The following is an 18,534-nucleotide window of genomic DNA, read 5'->3' as shown; positions in this document are numbered from 1 at the left end:
GAGATCTCTGAACGGGCTCAGGTGTCCTTGCGCATCCGGTGGATCAGCAGCACCACCGGCAACAGGCCCAGCACCGCGATCACAAGGCTGGGCACGGCGGCCCCCTCCAGCCGTTCATCGGCCGCCAGCCGGTGGGCCTGCACCGCCAGCGTGTCATAATTGAACGGGCGCATGATCAGCGTTGCGGGCAGTTCCTTCATCACGTCGACAAAAACGATCAGCGCGGCGGTCAGCAGGCTGGGTCTGAGCAGCGGCATGTGGACCCGGCGCACCGTGCCCACGGCGTTCTGGCCCAAGACCCGCGCGGCGGCGTCCATATTGGGACTGACGGCGGAAATGCCGCCCTCATAGGCCCCGATGGCGGCGGCGAGAAAGCGGATCATATAGGCCCCGATCAGCACCCAGATCGAGCCGGTGAACAGCAACCCGGTCGAGACATCGAATGTGTCCCGCATCCAGCTATCCAGCGCATTGTCGAAGGCGGCGAAGGGCACCATCAGGCCAACGGCGATGACACCGCCCGGAACCGCATAGCCCAGCCGACCGGCATAAAGCGCGGTGGCCGAAAACCTGCCGGGCAGGATGCGGCTGACGCTGCCAAGGATGATTGCCGCGGTGACAGTCACCAGCGCGGCCACAGTGGCGAGTGTTAGTGAATTCTCGATAAAGCGGATGTAACGGCGGCTGAAGAGATCCTGTTCCGACCCGATGGCCATGGTCAGCAGCGCCGTGGCCGGGATCAGCGCGCCCAGAAGAACGGGCAGGCTGCACGCGGCGAGCGCGGCGACATTCATCCCTCCCGTCAGACGGGCGCGGGGGATCGGCTCATTCCGGCGTCCCGCGTGATAACGAGCCTGCCCCCTGCTGTTGCGTTCCAGCACGGCCAAAAGCAGGGCAAAAGCCAGCAGACCAAGCGCCAGTTGCGCGGCCCCGGCCCGATCGGCCAGGGAGAACCAACTGGTGTAGATTCCCGTGGCAAATGTCTGGACCCCGAAATAGGACACGGTGCCGTAGTCGGCGATGGTCTCCATCGCGGTCAGCAGCACACCCGCCGCGATGGCGGGGCGCGCCATGGGCAGGGTCACGGCAAAGAAAGCGCCCGCCGGCGTACGGCCCAGAGAGCGGGCGGCAAAGATGGTTGTTGCGCTCTGACTGACAAAGGCCGCGCGGGCCAGCAGGTAAACATAGGGGTAGAGCACCAGCATCAGCATGGCCGCTGCTCCGCCGGTGGATCGGATTTCCGGGAACCAGTAGTCGCGCGGCCCCCATCCGGTGATGTCCCTTAGGGTGGCCTGCACGATACCGGGATGGTCCAGCAGGTGCGTGTAGGCATAGGCGATCACGTAAGCAGGAAAGGCCAGTGGCAGCACCAGTGCCACCTCCAACACCCGCCGTCCGGTAAATTCGGTCATCACTATCAGCCAGGCCGCACCGGTGCCGATCATGAAGGTGCCGATGCTGACCATTACCAGCAGGATCAGCGTCGTCCCGGTGTAGCGACCCAGCACCGTGTCGGCGAGATGGGCCAACGTATCGCTTTCGGCGGACAGCGCCGCCAGCAGGACGCCGATGTGGGGCAGGGCGCAAAAGGCGGCGATCAGGACGGCAATCCCGACGATCAGCCGTTCGGTCACGGTCCGATGCTGTTTTTGCATGTGCTGCCTCCTTCGCACCCGGGCCTTGTAGCGGCACAGCTATTCCCGCACGATCCGAGCATTTTTATCGGGATTGGCGGGGATCGGAAGGAGAGTCAAGCATCCCGCCCGATGAGGGTGGGCGGGATGCGTAAGTTAGAACAGGGAGAGCATGTCGTCGGTGATGTCTTCCATCTCGACGTTCGAGAAAATCACCGTCACGCCCTGGTCGCGAAAGACGACATCGTCGCCCTGTTGGTGCATGTGGGCAAAGGCGGCATCAACATCGGCATAGTCAAACTGGGAAATATCGATGGTGTCCCACGATTCTAGGTCGGTCACGGTATGTGTCCCGTCGTCAGTTGGATCGAAGACGAAACTGTCGGAATAGAGCCCGCCGGACAGGATGTCGTTGCCGCTGCCCGCCTCCAGCACATCGTCGGGCCCCAGCGCCAGCATGAAAGCCTTGACCGCCGGTTCCAAGGCGGTGACGACCTGAGGTGAATTCATGACCTCCATAATCACGTCTGCCCGGTTGAGCCCCGCGTTCAACGCAGTTGTCCAGACCGCCATCTGGCTGCCTGCGGGGGGGCTGCCGAGTGCGTTTACGTACAGGAGGGTGACGAACTCTGCATTGGTGGTGGCCCCAAAGCTGTCCTGAAACTCCGGCGATGCCATCAGCGCGTTGACCGCTCCGTCGAGCGTTCCGCCGTTCGAGAGGTTCTGCATCCATTCCTCAAACTCGCCCGCATCGGGCGCACGGTCAAAGACGGTCTGAAACAGCCGAAAGACATCATCCGTGTAGGTGGTTGCGTCCCATTGCGTGTCGAATTCGATCTGGCCGTCCAGTGTCGAGACCTTGTTTTCCGGGCTTTCCGCGAAATGCCGAACCACCATCTGACGCGACATGCCGTCCGACAGGTTCGACAACCACGCGTTCAGTCCACCGGTGTCTGGCGCGCGCCCAAGCACGTTCTGGTAAAGGAGGGTGACAAACTCCACATCGGTCGTCGTGCCGTATGTGTTTTGGAACTCCGGCGACGCCATGAACCCCTGAGCGATTTCAGCGTGTGACTTGGCGGTCGAGGCAAGCTGCGTGACCCAATACTGGTGCCCATTGACGTCCGGCTCGCGCCCGAAAACCGCCTTGTAGATGCGGTAGACCTGTTCCGAGGCGTCGGTGCCGTACAGGCCGCGCGTCTCGGCAATCAGCAGATCTGTTCCGTCGCCGCCCATCAATGTGTCATGCCCGCTGTGACCGACCAGAATATCGTGGCCCGCGTCGCCGCTGAGCAGTTCATCATCGGATGAACCGTTCAACTTATCGTCGAAAGCGGTGCCTGTTTGGCCCTTGGGCTGGCTCCCCGAGCCGCCCAGCCCGTTCAGGTAGTTGGCGACGGAAATGGTCTGGTCCTTGAAGACAAGTGTTTCCACCCCGTCGATGCGCGCTTCGAAACCGTCACCGACAAGACGCAATTGGCCGTTGACCACCGTGGCGGTGTAGGTGTCGGCGTTCGCGTCAAGCTTCAGAGTGTCCGTCCCGGTGCCGCCATGAATGACCTTGGTGCCGCTGCCCGCGACGATAAAATCATCGCCAGCCCCGGCAAACACAGTGTCGTTGCCGCCTCCGGCGTTGATGGAGTCATCGCCCGATCCGGCGTCAAGAAGGTCGTCCCCAAAACCGCCTTTGAGCGTGTCGCTGCTTTCACCGGTCGAAATCGTGTCGTTTCCATCGCGCCCCAGCACCACGTCCATGCCGATCCCGCCAGTAAAGATCTCATCGGCGGTCCCGCCTTCCTGCACCCACTTCTTTTCAATCACGATCTGAGCCACGTCATAGGGCATCATATTCAGCGCAACGGTGCCGCTTTGCAGGAAGTTGCCAGTGACTGCGACAAAGAGCGGATCAACGTCGGTCTCGGTCGTGAAATAGTAATCGTCGATGGAGTCCGGGTTTCCCGTCAGTGCGACGATGCCTGTGGCCGTGGGCAAATAGGTCCGGTACTGGCCATCGCCGACCGTCTGGACATGGTTCTTGTTGGTGTCGTCGAAAAAGGCCAGTTGCGAAAGCACGGCGTATTCTTCGGCATCGATGTAGCGGCGACCAAGACGGTTGAGACCGTTGTCGTCGGCCAGGTCGCTGAACCCGTCGGACGACGAGGGGTCCATCGTCATGCGGGTGACCTCGACAGAGACGGCTTCGTCCAAAAAGGGCTGAATGTCGAAGTTGACGGTGCCCGGCTCTAATTCGCGCAGCGAGACGTAGATCACGTCATGGTAGGGGCTGGCGTAGTAGTTGACCTCGACCTCGCCATCGCTGCCGGACCATTCCGTGCGGATGCTTTCGAAACTTTCGATATGTCCGGTTTCGGCGCTGGTTTCCGGGCGCAGATTGTCGGCCATCATCTTGAATGCGCCGCCACCGGCAGAGAGATCCATGCCGTCGTCAGTGCGGTTCCCGGCAATGGTATTTGAGGTGCGGTGTTGCAGCGGCCAGATAAATGCATCGGCGGTTTCGACCTGCACCATGTACTCGAACATCTCCAACAGGGTTGAGGCGGCGGCCATCCCCTGCTGGTTCATGTTGGTGTTCAGCACGTTCCATTCCGTAATGTAGAGCGGGACGTCGCGGCCGAGGTGTTCGTTGAAATTGTCGATGCGCTGGTCGAGACTGCGCACTTCTTGATAGGTGCCTTCAAAGGCCTGCGTTTCGACGTGCGACTGGTTATAGTAGTAATGTGCGACAGCCCCGTCGATGGCGTCGAGCGCGCGCGTGTCCAACCATTCGAGGATCGCCTCGTTGGCCTCGTCCCAACTGCCGTTGCCCTTGTAGGCGCTGCCCGCGCCGTTGGTGTCGCCCAACTGGATCAGGATCGCCGGATCATGGCCAAGTCCGGGGCGGTCTGCGGCCAGTCGGTCGATGGCGTCCTGTGCCGCGTTGATCACCCGGTTTGCGGCAATGCCATATTCCGACTCTGTCATGGACGAGACAAAATCGCTGTCGGGGATGTCCTCTGGGTGGGTGCTTCGGTCAAAGCCTTCGACCCGTTTGCCGATCGAGTATTCGTTGCCGATCTCAAGGCCCGAAATGTGATCGCCATATTGTTCGAGCAGCAGGTAGACAAACGCCTCGATCTGCTCGGCCGGAATATCGATCTTGGTGGGCAGGACAATTGTGACCTGAATCATGTTGTCCGGCGTGCTGTTGGCGACAACCCAATCCATAAAGGCCCGAACCTCGGCGCGGATCTGCCCGTTTTCCAGACGCGTGACGTCCAGCGTGTTCTCGGTATGTCCGCCGGGATACCGCATATGCGTCAGGTCAAGCGCATCCACCGCCGCGGCAAACCCGTCGTGGGGCAGCATGTCGCCGGTCGTGCTGATGTTGACATCATGCAGCGCATTGGTCCCGAAATGATAATCTTGAACAAAAGTCCCGGTCGCGGTCGCCGACGCAAGGGACACGTTGTAGGACGCCATGTCTCACCCCTCATATTGTGGGGCAGAATTGCCATTGGCGGGGCCTTGGCTGCGGCCAATCTGTGGCGGAAAATGGAACTTAACTTGCTTTTTTAATTGGTTTTTATTTCTACGCGTCCGCTTTGTCAGGTGGCCGGGCGATTAGCCGAAATGGCGGACTGCCGCCTCTTCAAGGTCAAGGTCGGCCAGCGTGCTTTCGGCGATCAGAACGACATTGCCCAGATCCGGGGCATCCTCGGTCGGCAGAGTTGCCAACACGTCGTCCCCCAGCAGGATCTCTGTCATCGACGGATTTGTTGCGTTCAGGCGCATTTCCAGTTCGGGGGCATCGCCGTGTTCTGCGTCATCGTAGACCACCATCAGTTGATCCTCTTCGTCGTTGTAGTCGAGGACCTCTGCACCGGCGCCGGTCATCCATTCGCCCAGAACCAGAACGTCCGCACCCGCGCCGAGCGATACGATGTCGTCGTCCCCTGCAAAAACTGTGTCGTCACCATCACCGCCATTCAGGTAGTCGCGTTGATCGATGTCGTGGCCGTCGCCATCAAGCCGCAGGCCAGAGATCAGATCGTTGCCGTCGCCGCCGAACATTGTGTCCTCGCCACGGTCGCCAATAAGCGTGTCGTCGCCTGCGCGACCGTGCAAAGCGTCGTCGCCGGTGCCGCCCCGCAGGATGTCATCACCTTCGCCACCGTTCAGCGTGTCGTCCCCGGTGCCGCCCGAGAGCATGTCCGCACCGCCACCGCCGTAGATGTCATCCGTACCATCATTGCCCTCGACTGTATCATCGCCTTCGGCACCATCCAGCGTGTCGCTGCCGTCAAAACCTTGGATGAGTTCGTCGGCGTCGGTGCCAATGATCAGGTCATCCCCGTCGGTGCCGTAAAGAGAAAGGTCGTACTTGTCGGTTGCTGCGGCGGCATCCTCAGCTTCTGTCTGTACTGCAACCGCAGTTGCTGGCTGGTGGTCGCGTGCTGCGTCCTGCGACACCTCGGCGTCATCACCTTCCGGCTGCAATTGAAAGAGGTCATCGACTGGATCGCTTGAGGCAGACGACTCTTCCGATTCTTTCATCGGGTCGAAACCGTCTTCGTCTTCGATGTCATCGTCGTCAGATCCAAAGCTGAAGAACGCGAAGGATCCAATCGCCATCATGCCCAAAAGGCCGGTCAGAAAAAACATGGCTTTGCCTCTTGCAGCTTGCGTCGCATCGCGCGAAGTGTCGCGTTCAACGCGTCACAAGGCAAACCTCATCGTTCCAATAGGTTAATGGGGGATTAGTCCGAGGCGAGACCCTTGTGGAGTTCACCACGAACTTCTTCCCACTTTGCCTAAGTGGATGAAGTGCTTAAGTGTGTGCCATGATTCTGCGTAGCACAAAACAATCGTCTGGTGGAGCCGATAGGCCGATGTCCCAGATCCGCCCGGATGTCCCGTTCTTCGCTGTTGGGGACCTGCATGGATGCGACCGCCTTTTGGATCAATTGCTTCAAAAGCTGGATAGCTTGCGCCACCCCGAAGCATTGCTGGTGATGGTGGGCGACTACGTCGACCGCGGCGAGGAAAGCCGCCGTGTTCTGCGCAGGTTGTTCGTACTGAGCCAAGCGGCAGGGGACCTGATGCACTGCCTGATGGGCAATCATGAAAAGATGTTGCTGAACGTTCTGGATGATCCCGTGTCGCACGGCCCGCGCTGGCTGCGGCACGGCGGGCTGCAAACTCTGGCCAGTTACCGGGTGCAGCCCGTTCTGGGTGACGGCAAGGAGACGGCCTGGATCGACATGCGTGACAAGCTGGCCGAGGCCGTCGGCGATGAGGTCATCACTTGGTTGCGTGGGCTTCCTTTGTTCTGGCAGTCGGGCAATGTCGTCGTGGTGCATGCCGGTGCTGACCCCGATCTGCCAATCGGCGAACAGGAAGAAGGCAACCTTCTTTGGGGGCACCCAAAGTTTCGCCACAAGCCACGCGCCGATGGGCTTTGGGTGGTACACGGCCACACCATCACCGAACAGCCTCAGGTCGCTCATGGCCGGATTCCGACAGACACCGGAGCCTATGCAACGGGGATCTTGACTGCCGCGCTGGTCGAACCGGACAACGTCAGCTATATTCACGCCTGATGAGCGGCGCAGCGGGTATAGCGCTGGTTTGGCCAACTGGTCGTCGCGCATGCCCTGCTGTCAAACCCTGACAGGTCGGTTGAACGATGGTCTGACCGCTTGGAGCGGCTGGCCTTCGCGGTGCTTGAACCCTGCGGTTTTCTGCGCTTGCGAAGGCTTGAGGGGGCATGGCGCACACCCTTGAGTTGATTTTTTAAGCTCAGTATTCCTAATTAGGGAAAATATAGATTTGCGCCTCGCTACTCGCCAACTCCTTGGCAAAGGTGAGAAATCTGGTCTCGACTAAAATTCTAGGCAAAATTGCGCCACTAGCCAATCAGCACTTAATCTTTAATTTTTTGTTAATTGACTTGGCATCGAGGGATGACGTACACCAACGTATAGCTTCGTTTGTGTGCAGGTGCAGAGCGCCGACTTACTTATTACCTCTATGGGGGCAGCATGTTTGACCTAAGGCTTTTGGACGACACAGCAATTTCCGCTGGCCTGTCGCGCCAAAACTCCAATATCGTGAATACTGTGGCTTTTCGAGTTGCGAAACGCAGTTACGATATCGCCATGAGTGTACTTCTCTTGCCACCGCTGCTCGTGCTCGCGCTGGCTTTGTTTGTTTTGAACCCCTTCTACAACAAGGGGACTCTGTTCTATGTCCAGCCACGCATGGGGCGAGACTGTAAGCCCTTCAAGGCAATCAAATTCCGCTCGATGCGTGCCGTGAGCCAGATCAGCCGCGGCGCTGACAGCCCGCTTGAGACCGACCGTATCACCCCGCTTGGGGGGATTCTGCGCAAGTCACGTATCGACGAGTTGCCGCAGGTCATTAATGTCCTGCTCGGTCAGATGAGCCTGATCGGTCCGCGACCGGACTACTTCGACCACGCGGTCGAATATCTTGAGAAGATCCTCGGCTACCGCGAGCGTCGTACAGTGCGGCCGGGTATCAGCGGGTCGCGCTTTTTTTTGGGGGGGCACCCGAATTTCTTTAGATAGACACCTCCTATCTTGTCTGATGAAAGATTAATTCTTTTTTCTGCTGTGTCTGATCTGCTCCTTGTTGGTTTCAGGGAGTGGTGTTGCGCAAAGTCAGTGCTTCCTTTCCACTGGCGGTCTGAGCTATTCACGAGTTTCACATTGTAGAAGGCTCGCTTTTAGATGATAATTGGATTGGTCGATCATTCTCCCTTTGGCGCGCAATGGAAATCTTCCCTTCCGCGTTATTCATTTCTTTTTCAGCGATCTTCGCAAGAATACGGATTCCTTCTGCGGTATGGTTTAGACTTTCATTCTCGGCGAATTTGCTGAGGTCAGTTAGTACGTCAAGTATCCATTCGTAGTTCTTCATGCTTTTACCTGGTTCATTTTCATGGTGGGTTTTCCAAGAAGCGGTTCACATTTTGCACAGTTCGGACGCTGGCATATGTTGGTTAACGAGAAGCTAAGGAGGTTTAAAACGAAGTGTTTGCATCCCGTTCAACTGGTATTGTTGCCCAAGTGCCCTGTTTCCCTTTGCTTTTCCTTTGCTGGTCAACATATCACAACTGATTCCCTGCAAAGTGCGGCTATCCGTAAGTATACTGGGCGTATACATAGGTATACGCAGGCGCCTATGGCAGCACTGCGGGTGCCGGTGCGCTGCCGGCGGCACCCTACCTTCCGGATGAGACGCGTCGCCAGTTGGAATACCGCCCCTGCCGGACATCAACCCCCAGCCTTACCGGATTGGCGTCGGCGATGTTGTGCTGCTGGCAACCCGTGGCGCGGCGTCGACTATTGAGCAACTCTCGGGCCTGTTGGCCGCACAGAACCAACGTCAGGGCTACACGGTGCGCGACGACGGCAGCATCGCGATCCTAGAGATCGGCGCAGTACAGTTGGGGGGCTGACCCTTCAAGAAGCTGAAGACCGGCTCTTTCAAGCCCTCGTTTCAAACCAGATCGACCCGTCCTTCAGCCTCAAAGTGGCCGAGTTCAACTCGCAGCAGGTTGCCGTTGGAGGCGCTGTAAAATCGTCGACGCTGGTTCCGGTCACTCCCAGAAACCTGACCCTTGGTCAGGCGCTGATCACGGCTGGCGGCTTGGCGGTTCGGGACGTGGAATTTGCCTCTATCCGCATATACCGTGATGGTACTCTGTATCAAATCCCGGTCGAAACGTACCGTGCGCAACCGCAATTGAAGGACAAATTGCTGGTGGCCGGAGATGCGGTTTACGTGGACACGACCTATGACCTCGACCGTGCATTCGAATTCTACAAAACGAAACTCGATGTTATCTCGCTGCGCTCTTCGGCGCGTAGTGATGTTTTGCGGTCCCTCGAGACGGAAATTGGTATTCGGCGCGGTTCGCTTGACGAACAGCGACGGCTGTTTGAGACGCGGACGAAACTTGACGGCGAAAAGCGGGATTTCGTTTACCTCAGTGGCGAAGTGACCAAGCAAAACCGCTTTCCTCTGCCCTATGGGCACCAAGCGACGCTCGCGGATGTCCTGTACAATGAAGGTGGGTTTGACAACACAACCGGCGATCCGACAGAAATTTATGTTCTGCGCGGCAGCAGTGATCCTGCCAAAGTCGGAGAGATTGTCGCCTATCATCTGGACGCGGGGAACGCTGCGAACATCATCCTGGCGACCTCTTTCGAAATGCGTCCGAATGACGTGATCTTTATCGAAGAGCAGCCGATCACCAAGTGGGGTCGCGCGTTGCAACAGGCGTTCCCGGCGATCCTGAGCTCCGCAAGTCGGGCGGCACTCTGACATCGAAATTTCTGGCGCGCCCAAGACATGGCGCGCCAGATTGGATTTGTCGGGTGTCCTGAGGCGGTATTGTCGTCGAAGTGGATTTGACTACGCCTCAGCCCCACAACGTTTTGAATCTGCGGACCAGTCGGCCTGCGAAAGTGATTGCGTTCTGACCAGATTTTCCGTCGTTATAGCAGTGTAAGACCGGGCCGGGACACTGGCCGACGCCGATGGAAGTCGTGGCAAAGCAGCCGCATCCGGTCATCGTCGAATTGGTCCATGCCGGCCAGCGGCGGCACTCCCTGCGCAATGTTACCTTCAATGATCAGAACAACATTTCGCAGCTCGCCATCGTATGGATCGGACTGGTGCACCTCTGTCAGTCCTTGCCGCTCCAGCATGGCAGCAATGGACGTGGTGCCAGACCGGTCAGACTCAACCTGAAAATATCTGGACACCATGAGGCACCCGCCTGATGCGTGGGCTTTGATTGGGCATTTTTTCGCCCGGTTCGGCCCCCCCCGCGCCTCCAGCCGCTTTGGCGTTGCGCCGCTCCTCAAAGTTGGGATATTCGACAGCCGACGCCTACCCCGGTCACTTCGGTAGCCGATGCAGAAAAGAATGGTTGATTGATGAAGAAAGCTCTTATCACCGGTGTGACCGGTCAGGATGGTTCCTACTTGGCGGAATTGCTCCTTGAAAAAGGTTATGAAGTCCACGGCATCAAGCGACGCGCATCGCTTTTCAATACTGAACGCATCGACCACATTTACCACGACCCGCACACCAGCGGTAAGAATTTTACGCTGCACTACGGTGACCTGACCGACACCTCGAACCTGACCCGCATCCTGTCTGAAGTGCGCCCCGATGAGGTCTATAACCTCGGCGCGCAAAGTCATGTGGCCGTGTCGTTCGAGGCCCCCGAATATACCGCCGACGTGGACGCCACAGGCACTCTGCGCCTGCTGGAATCGATCCGCTTTCTGGGCATGGAAAAGACCACGCGCTTTTATCAGGCGTCGACTTCGGAACTCTACGGTCTGGTTCAGGAAATCCCGCAGACCGAAAAGACTCCGTTCCATCCGCGCAGCCCCTACGCTGTTGCCAAGATGTACGCCTATTGGATCACAGTGAACTACCGTGAGGCCTATGGTATGTATGCCTGCAACGGCATCCTCTTTAATCATGAGAGCCCGCGCCGGGGAGAGACATTTGTCACCCGTAAGATCACCCGCGGCATGTCCAATATCGCGCTGGGTTTGCAGAACTGCCTGTTCATGGGCAACATCGACGCACTACGCGACTGGGGCCACGCCAAGGACTATGTCCGCATGCAGTGGATGATGCTGCAACAGGACGTGGCCGAGGATTTCGTGATCGCCACCGGGGTTCAATATTCGGTGCGCGAGTTCATCAAGTGGACCGCCAAGGAACTGGGGATCGAACTGGAATTTTCCGGTGAGGGCGTGAACGAGATCGCCACAGTCGTGTCTGTCACCGGCGACAGCGCCCCGGCGGTCAAACCGGGGGACGTGATCCTGCGTATTGACCCGCGCTATTTCCGCCCCGCCGAGGTGGAAACCCTGCTGGGCGATCCCGCCAAAGCCAAGGAAGTGCTGGGCTGGGTGCCCGAGATCACGGCGCAGGAAATGTGCGCAGAGATGGTCGCTTCCGATCTCAAGGCCGCCCGCCGCCATGCCCTGTTGAAAGAACACGGTTACGACATTCCCGTCGCGCTGGAGAACGGCTAAGGCCAGTCGCGCGCGGCCGCCATTTGACGTCAGGAGGCACATTATGCCCAAGATCTACGTAGCAGGCCATCGCGGTATGGTAGGGGGCGCGATCACTCGCCAGCTCCAGCAGCGACAGGCGGCGGGGGAGGACATCACCCTTGTCACCCGCACCCACGCGGAGCTGGAACTGACCAATCAGGTGGCGGTCCGGGACTTCATGATGACCGAAAAGCCGGACATCGTGATCCTTGCGGCGGCCAAGGTCGGCGGCATTCTGGCCAACAACAGCTATCCGGCAGAGTTCATTTACGACAACCTGATGGTGCAGTGTAACGTGATCCACGCCGCTTGGGAGGCGGGGGTGGAGCGGCTGTTGCAGCTGGGGTCGTCCTGTATCTATCCGAAGGCCGTGCCGCAGCCAATGCGTGAGGCGGCGCTGCTGACCGGCCCTCTGGAGCCCACGAATGAGCCTTATGCGGTTGCCAAGATTGCGGGCATCAAGATCTGCGAAAGCTACAACCGTCAATATGGGGTGGACTATCGCTCGGTCATGCCGACCAACCTATATGGCCCCGGTGACAACTTTCACCCGGAAAACAGCCATGTGATGCCGGCCTTGATCCGCCGCTTTCACGAAGCCGCGCAAGAGGGCAAAGATGAGGTGGTGATCTGGGGCAGCGGCAAGCCGCGGCGTGAGTTCCTGCACGTCGATGACATGGCCGCCGCGTCGCTGTTCGTGATGGATCTGGACAAGGCAACCTACGATTCCAACACCCAGCCGCAGCTGAGCCATATCAACGTCGGCTCCGGCGTTGATGTCTCCATTCTGGAACTGGCGCAGATGGTGGCCGAGGTGACCGGCTACAAAGGCAAGATCGAGCTGGACCGGACAAAGCCTGACGGCACCATGCGCAAGCTGATGGATGTCAGCCGCCTTGCCGATATGGGCTGGAAGGCGTCGATCGATCTCGAAAACGGTGTGCGCGAAACATACCAGTGGTTCCTCGACAATCAGGACAGCTTTCGCCGCTGACCTTGTCTCCGGCCCACAATTGACAGTGAAACGCGTCGTGCCTTGGGTACGGCGCGTTTTCTTTTTCAGGTTCGAAACTCAGTCAATCGGCAGGCCGGAGGGGACACGGTCAGGCCGACCCAGAGGCCGCGCAGTCACGCTTTGCCCGGTCAGCGCGTGCAGGAAAGCCACAAGTTCCGCGACCTCTGCGTCTGACAAGGGCAGGGGGCGCACGTCTAGCGCCCGCGCTTGTCGTGCCATCTCGCGGCTGTCCTGTCGGATCAGAAAATCACCCTCGGCCAGCCACGGCACATCCGGCAGCGCGGCCTCGGCCACTTGCCACGCGTCCGCGCTGGCTCCGGGATCAAGGTGATGCCGCACGATCCCATCGAGTGAGGCAAAGGCCCCGTTGTGGCCATAGGGCGCGGTCAGTGCGACGTTGCGCAGCGAGGGCGTGCGAAAGCGGTACGCGTCCTCTATCAGGTTCGTCTCCCCCATCCGGCCGACGTCTCGGGGCATCGGGTCAAATGCCCGCGTCCGCCCCGGCCCAAAGGCGGGCAGCCCTAGCGCGTGAAACTCTTGATCGGTGAAAAGCGGGCCGGAGTGGCAGGTGCTGCACTGGGCCTTGCCAAAGAACAATTGGCGTCCGCGTTCGGCGTTGCCTGGCAAGGGCGTGCCGTCGCGTTGCCAGGCATCATAGGGGCTGTCGATGCTGATCCATTCCGACGCCATGAAGGCCCCCAGCGCGTTGCCGATCTCGACAATCGTCACCTCCGCCGGGGTGTCGATGTGATCGTAGGCCCCGACAAACAGCGCGCCGTATTCCGGGATCGTGCGCACGCGTTTGGCGATGATAGGCCAGCCAAGGTCGATCCGGTCGTGGACCGCGCCGGTGACGTCGTTCTCACCCACGTTGCCTGCCATCTCGAACTGGGCGGTCAGGGGGAAAAGCGCCTGCGCGGCGAGGATGCTGTTCAGTCCCTGCGGCAGCCATTCCTCAGCCGGGCTGTCAAAGCCGTTGCCGTATTGGTCCGAGATTTCCAGCCGTCCGTCGTGAAAGAGGACACGCACGGATTTGTGGCCAAGGTTCCACAGGGCGGGGGCGTTGCGGGGGATGCGTTTGCGGATCGCTTCGGGGCCGGTTCCGGGCGTTCGGTCCCGGCCAAGGCCGCGCCCGCCCTCGCCGATGCCAAGGCTGAGGCCGTCACCGCTGGCGAGGCTGTGGTGATGGCATGTCCCGCAGGAGATGTTGCGATTGCCGCTGAGAATGGGGTCGTAGAACAAAAGCTGGCCCAAGCGGGCTTGCGCCGGGTCGACGCTCAGGAAATCATCCATCGTGATGGGGTCGGCCCGGGAAGGGCCGGTGAGGATGAGGAAGCAGAGAAGATGCAGGGCATGAGACAGGCGCATGGGATCATTCTGGCAGGGTTGCTGGCGCTCTCAAGTCCTGTTTTGGCCGCCGATCTGGAGGAGGCGCGCGATTTGATGGAGGCGGGGGCGTTTTCCGCCGCGATGGATCAGTTTCGGGTGCTGGCGCGGTCGGGCAATGCCGACGCGGAGGAATTGATCGGGGTGATGTATGCGCTGGGATTGGGCGTGGAAAAGGACCCGGAGCGGGCGTTTGAATGGTATCTGAGGGCCTCGATGAAGGGCCATCCGGGGGCGCAATCGGGGCTGGGGTGGTATTATGAACTGGGCCTTGGGATGCCCGCGCCGGACCTTGTGCGGGCCTATCTTTGGTATGCTTTGTCGGCCATCGGGGGGGATGTGGACGCGCCGGATTCATTGGAGGAATTGACCCCGAGGATGGGCCGGGACGCGCGGAAAAGGGCGCAGGTTCTGGTCGAGGATTATCGGGTCTGGATGTATCCGTTTCGGTGAGGCGAAAAGGACGTGTCCACGCGTGGACAGCTTTGCGCCTATGGAAAATCAAGGGGTTACAGAGGCGAATTTAGAGATCGTTAACCTTTGTGCCTTGCGCGGACGTGGCTGCGGTTCGTTGACAGCCTGTGATTTTTGGGCATCCGGAAGCCGCCGTTGGACAGGTCGGCGCAAACCGGACCTTGTCCGCAAGAGGGGTTTTTGTCAGTCGCGGATAGGGAGGCTGACCGTCCAAGGGCGGACAAACCAAAGGTGGAAAATCCGCAGGCATCAGGACGGGTCGGCTAGAGTTAGACTACGCCGCAGTCAGTCCCGATAACGCGGCAGCCAGCCGAGTGTCTTTTCGGTTGGGCCTTGCGGCTTGTACTCGGCACCCAGCGGTGCCGTGTATCCCAGTTTGGCGATCAGGTTGAAAAGATGCTCATAGCGCAGCTCTCCCTGATCGGGCGGACCGCGGTCAGGGACTGAAGCGAACTGGATATGACCGATGCGGGGCAGCAAGGACTCGATCCGGTGGCTGAGATCCCCTTCCATCAATTGCACATGGTAGCAATCGAACATCAGCTTCAGGTTGGCGGCCCCGACGTCATCCATGATCGAGATGGCCTGTTGGGTCGTTGTCAGGAAGTAGCCGGGGGCGTCGTACCGGTTCAAAGGTTCGATCAGGATCGTGATGCCATATGGCGCGGCGGCACTGCATGCGTAGGAAAGGTTATCGCAGAACGTCGCATGAGCCTGCTGCCCCTGCGCAAAGCCAGCCATGACATGAATACAAGCGGCCTCTATGGCGCGCGCATAGGCGATCGCCTCGTCTATGGCGGCTCTGGCGTCGTCGATCCGGTTCGGCAACGCGGCCAGACCATTGTCACCCGCAGCGACATCGCCGCGGCGCGTGTTGAGACCCAGCATCCGCAAACCGGTCCGGCGCAGGGTGTCGGCGACGTCTGCCGCGGGCGTGTCATAGGGCCAGTGGCATTCCACGGCGTCAAAGCCAGCGGATGCAGCGGCCTCTATCGCCTCTGGCAGCGAAAGCTCGGTCCAAAGAAATCCAAGGTTCGCTGAAAACTTCATTGGTCCCACTCCACATTGAACGTTTTGACCAGATTGGCCACTTCGCTGTCTGACAAGCTGCGCGGGGACATGCCACGTGTCATCATCGCAAGCCGTGCCGTGTCTTCGAGTTCTTCAATCGCATTACATGCGGCCTCGACGTCTTTGCCCGCAACAACGGGACCGTGGTTTGCCAGCATGACGGCAGACCTTTTGCCCGCCAAGCCGCGCACCGCTTCGCCCATCCCGGCATCTCCGGGCAGGAAGAACGGCAACAGCTTGACCTTGCCCAATTTCATGATCGCATAGGGCGTGAGCGGCGGCAGGAAGTTGTCGACATCCACGTCCGGCATCATCGAAAGCGCAACCGAATGACACGAGTGCAGGTGGACAACGGCACCGGCTGTCGAACGGGTGTCGTAGAACGCCTGATGCAACGGCATTTCCTTTGTCGGCGGATCGCCATCGACCAGCGTTCCGCTGTCATCGAAGCGGCTGAGGCGGGCCGGATCGAGCCTGCCAAAGCTTGTCCCGGTCGGACTGACCAACAGCCCCCCGTCCGGCGTCCGGGCAGAGATATTGCCGGTGCTGCCACCGGTCAGGCCACGGTCAAACATGGATTTGGCAAGCAGGCAAATCTGCTCTCTCAGGCGGGTCTCTGCGGTCATTGGGTGTTGAGGACCTCTTGTGCGTCGGTAAAGAACGTCGCCTCACCAAAGTTCCCCGATTTGAGCGTCAGGGCGATGTGATGCCCGCCCGAACGACAGAATGTCCACGGGACGCCGGGGGCGATTTCCGCGCCGATGTCCAGCCGATCCGCCCCGAGTGCCTGTGTCACCGCGCCGGATGTCTCGCCACCTGCGACGATGATCCGCCGCGCGCCGGCATCCCGCGCGGCAACAGCACAAGCGGCCAGCGTCTTTTCGATGATCTCACCGGCCTTCGCCACGCCGAGCTCTTTTTGCGTCGCCCGCACGCTGTCCGGATCGGCAGTGGCATACATCAGCGGCGCGCGACCAAGGTCCTGGCCTGCCAACCAGTCCAAGACTGGTTCTTGCCCGGTTTGTGCCAAGGTAAGCGGGTCCAGCTGGTATGCGGGTGCGCCGGTGTCAAGATAGGCTGCGACCTGCCGGTTGGTCATCGCCGAACAACTGCCTGACAGAACAACGCTGTGTGGCGGGATCTGCGGCACCGCCATGCGCGGTGCATCCGCTGACAACAGCCCGTCCGCAAGGTAGAGCGCAGGCAGCGGCATGGCGACGGCCGATCCGCCTGTCATCAGCGGCATGTGGCGACAGGCCTTGGCAATGACCGACAGGTCCGCATCGGCAACCGCATCGACGACGACATGGGCGATACCGTTTCGCGCGTGCTCATCCAGAGCGTTGCGCAGAGCGTCCGCCCCCTTGTCCACTGTCAGCCGGTCCGCAAGGCCGACGGGCCGTGTGACCTGTGGGGCCAGCAGTCGCAAAAGATTGCTGTCGCGCATGGGGGTCAGCGGGTGATCCTTCATCGGGCTTTCGGCCAGCGGCTGCTGCCCGACAAAGAGGTTGCCCATAAAGATCGCGCGGCCATTCTCGGGGAAAGCGGGGCAATAGATCGTCTGTTCGGTGCCAAGCTCGGCCATCAGCGCCTCGGCCACCGGTCCGATGTTGCCCTCGGGCGTGCTGTCGAAAGTGGAGCAATACTTCCAGAAAAACCGCTGGGCGCCTGCGCGTTGCAGCCATGCCAGAGCGGCGCGGGCCTCGGCGACGGCCTGATCGACGGGCGCGGTCCGCGATTTCAGGGCGATCACCTCGAACGGGCTGGTTTCGTCTGGCGGCTCTGACGGGATTCCGATCCGCAAAGAGACACGCACGCCACTGCGCGCCAGCAGGCCCGCAAGGTCTGTGGCACCGGTGAAATCATCCGCGATGCAGCCAAGGATCGTGGTCATGGGTTCCGCTCCGCGTCGCCGGGCAGGGTCAGCCCGACGTTCCGGGCGTATACTTTGGCCACGGCGGCGTCGTCCTCGGCACCCAGCCCCATTCCGGCGGCGACAAGGAATTGCTGCAGGGCGGCGGCGGTGACTGGCGCGCCGAACTTTGCGCCGTGCGCGATGTCCAGCACGATGCCCAGATCCTTGGGCCAGATATTGACGGAACTGTGGGGGGCATAATCGCCCGCCACCACATGCGGTGCCCGGTTTTCCAGCATCCAGCTGGTGCCCGCGCATTTGCTGATGACGTCGACAAAGGTTTCTGGCGCAATGCCTTGGGTCATTCCGAAGGTCATCGCCTCGGCCATGGCGGCAATGTGTATCCCCGCTAGCATCTGGTTCACCGCCTTCATCGCGCTGCCGGTCCCGGGGGTATCTCCAAGCGCGAAGACGGTTTCCGCGATGCTGTCGAGCGCGCCGCGCAGCGCCGCGAACGCCTCTGGCGTGCCCGAGGCCATGACGGACAAACGCCCCTCTGCCGCCTTGATCGACCCGCCAGAGATCGGCGCGTCAAGATAATGCACGCCGTGGTCTTCGCAGCGCGCGGCCATTTGCCGGGCGAAATCCGGCGGCACTGTCGCGCTGGACAAGACCGCAGCGCCCGGGCGCAAACGGGGAACGATACCGTCGGGTCCGAAAAGCACCGTCTCTGTCTGCGCGGCGTTCAGGACGACAACGATGACCGCATCAAGCTGGTCCGCGTGGGCGTCAATGCCGCCGGGCTGCCCGCCGTCGCCCTGGAACCGCGCCACGGCGTCCGGATTGATGTCGACGCCCCAGACAGAGTGCCCGCCGCGCAGCGCTGACTTGGCGATGCCATAGCCCATTGAGCCCAGCCCGATGACCGCCAGTTTCATGTTTTGATCCTTGCCCAATTCTCATCCCCCGCAATGTGTTTGGCGT

At 60.2% G+C, this 18,534-nt stretch carries 17 protein-coding genes; 7 read left to right on the top strand and 10 right to left on the bottom strand.

Features of this window, described 5'->3' with window-relative positions:
- Nucleotides 1–17 precede the first annotated feature (17 nt).
- The 3 genes from VOI21_RS15085 to VOI21_RS15075 form a co-directional block, all read right to left on the bottom strand.
- Entirely contained in the window at nucleotides 18–1,655 is a 1,638-nt protein-coding gene (locus VOI21_RS15085; protein ID WP_323770765.1) for an iron ABC transporter permease, read from the bottom strand.
- Between the two features lie 135 nt (nucleotides 1,656–1,790).
- Nucleotides 1,791–5,114: a DUF4214 domain-containing protein gene (locus VOI21_RS15080; RefSeq protein WP_323770764.1), complete on the bottom strand. Its 3,324-nt coding sequence runs from the start codon at nucleotides 5,112–5,114 to the stop codon at nucleotides 1,791–1,793.
- A 141-nt stretch (nucleotides 5,115–5,255) separates the two neighbouring features.
- Nucleotides 5,256–6,296 (bottom strand): calcium-binding protein, encoded by a 1,041-nt coding sequence (locus tag VOI21_RS15075; RefSeq protein WP_323770763.1) that lies wholly within the window; start codon nucleotides 6,294–6,296, stop codon nucleotides 5,256–5,258.
- Nucleotides 6,297–6,523: 227 nt separating this feature from the next.
- Here VOI21_RS15075 and VOI21_RS15070 point away from each other — a divergent pair, with 227 nt between their 5' ends.
- Together VOI21_RS15070 and VOI21_RS15065 are read left to right on the top strand one after the other, a co-directional pair.
- Nucleotides 6,524–7,234, top strand: coding sequence for a metallophosphoesterase (locus VOI21_RS15070; protein WP_323770762.1), 711 nt, complete (start codon nucleotides 6,524–6,526; stop codon nucleotides 7,232–7,234).
- Nucleotides 7,235–7,675: 441 nt separating this feature from the next.
- Nucleotides 7,676–8,224, top strand: coding sequence for a sugar transferase (locus tag VOI21_RS15065; protein WP_323770761.1), 549 nt, complete (start codon nucleotides 7,676–7,678; stop codon nucleotides 8,222–8,224).
- A 136-nt stretch (nucleotides 8,225–8,360) separates the two neighbouring features.
- On the opposite strand, the gene VOI21_RS15060 is transcribed toward VOI21_RS15065, so the two are convergent.
- Nucleotides 8,361–8,576, bottom strand: a complete 216-nt coding sequence (locus tag VOI21_RS15060) for a hypothetical protein (RefSeq protein WP_323770760.1) — start codon at nucleotides 8,574–8,576, stop codon at nucleotides 8,361–8,363.
- Nucleotides 8,577–8,970: 394 nt separating this feature from the next.
- On the opposite strand from VOI21_RS15060, the gene VOI21_RS15055 reads away from it, so the two are divergent.
- A complete protein-coding gene (locus VOI21_RS15055) occupies nucleotides 8,971–9,117 on the top strand; it encodes a hypothetical protein (protein WP_323770758.1) in 147 nt (48 codons plus the stop codon).
- A 74-nt stretch (nucleotides 9,118–9,191) separates the two neighbouring features.
- A complete protein-coding gene (locus tag VOI21_RS15050; protein WP_323770757.1) occupies nucleotides 9,192–9,989 on the top strand; it encodes an SLBB domain-containing protein in 798 nt (265 codons plus the stop codon).
- Between the two features lie 173 nt (nucleotides 9,990–10,162).
- On the opposite strand, the gene VOI21_RS15045 is transcribed toward VOI21_RS15050, so the two are convergent.
- The gene (locus tag VOI21_RS15045) at nucleotides 10,163–10,435 is read right to left on the bottom strand and encodes a hypothetical protein (protein WP_323770755.1); all 273 of its coding nucleotides are present in this window, start codon (nucleotides 10,433–10,435) and stop codon (nucleotides 10,163–10,165) included.
- Between the two features lie 171 nt (nucleotides 10,436–10,606).
- Between VOI21_RS15045 and gmd the strand changes: the two genes are divergently transcribed.
- Together gmd and fcl are read left to right on the top strand one after the other, a co-directional pair.
- Entirely contained in the window at nucleotides 10,607–11,728 is a 1,122-nt protein-coding gene (gene gmd / locus VOI21_RS15040) for a GDP-mannose 4,6-dehydratase (RefSeq protein ID WP_323770754.1), read from the top strand.
- A 43-nt stretch (nucleotides 11,729–11,771) separates the two neighbouring features.
- Nucleotides 11,772–12,743, top strand: a complete 972-nt coding sequence (gene fcl, locus VOI21_RS15035) for a GDP-L-fucose synthase (RefSeq protein ID WP_323770753.1) — start codon at nucleotides 11,772–11,774, stop codon at nucleotides 12,741–12,743.
- A gap of 78 nt (nucleotides 12,744–12,821) precedes the next feature.
- Here the strand turns inward: fcl and VOI21_RS15030 are convergent, their stop codons facing one another.
- The gene (locus tag VOI21_RS15030; protein WP_323770752.1) at nucleotides 12,822–14,132 is read right to left on the bottom strand and encodes a cytochrome-c peroxidase; all 1,311 of its coding nucleotides are present in this window, start codon (nucleotides 14,130–14,132) and stop codon (nucleotides 12,822–12,824) included.
- Here VOI21_RS15030 and VOI21_RS15025 point away from each other — a divergent pair.
- On the top strand, nucleotides 14,118–14,603 hold the full coding sequence (locus tag VOI21_RS15025; protein ID WP_323770751.1) for a tetratricopeptide repeat protein: 486 nt from the start codon (nucleotides 14,118–14,120) through the stop codon (nucleotides 14,601–14,603). The two genes, VOI21_RS15030 and VOI21_RS15025, sit on opposite strands and share 15 nt — an antisense overlap.
- A 306-nt stretch (nucleotides 14,604–14,909) precedes the next feature.
- Here the strand turns inward: VOI21_RS15025 and VOI21_RS15020 are convergent, their stop codons facing one another.
- Genes VOI21_RS15020 through ltnD form a run of 4 tightly spaced genes read right to left on the bottom strand, consistent with a single transcriptional unit; the run spans nucleotide 14,910 to nucleotide 18,488 of the window.
- A complete protein-coding gene (locus VOI21_RS15020) occupies nucleotides 14,910–15,674 on the bottom strand; it encodes a hydroxypyruvate isomerase family protein (RefSeq protein WP_323770750.1) in 765 nt (254 codons plus the stop codon).
- Entirely contained in the window at nucleotides 15,671–16,321 is a 651-nt protein-coding gene (locus tag VOI21_RS15015) for an aldolase (RefSeq protein ID WP_323770749.1), read from the bottom strand. The genes VOI21_RS15020 and VOI21_RS15015 overlap by 4 nt, the downstream gene beginning before the upstream one ends.
- A complete protein-coding gene (otnK, locus tag VOI21_RS15010) occupies nucleotides 16,318–17,589 on the bottom strand; it encodes a 3-oxo-tetronate kinase (protein WP_323770748.1) in 1,272 nt (423 codons plus the stop codon). Before otnK ends, VOI21_RS15015 begins: the two co-directional genes overlap by 4 nt.
- Nucleotides 17,586–18,488, bottom strand: coding sequence for an L-threonate dehydrogenase (gene ltnD, locus VOI21_RS15005; RefSeq protein WP_323770747.1), 903 nt, complete (start codon nucleotides 18,486–18,488; stop codon nucleotides 17,586–17,588). The genes otnK and ltnD overlap by 4 nt, the downstream gene beginning before the upstream one ends.
- Nucleotides 18,489–18,534: the final 46 nt, after the last annotated feature.

It is taken from the genome of Antarctobacter sp. (assembly GCF_034670325.1).
Taxonomy (GTDB): domain Bacteria; phylum Pseudomonadota; class Alphaproteobacteria; order Rhodobacterales; family Rhodobacteraceae; genus Antarctobacter.
The sequence above is the reverse complement of the archived record's forward strand: the minus strand, read 5'-3'. Positions and strand labels throughout refer to the sequence as shown.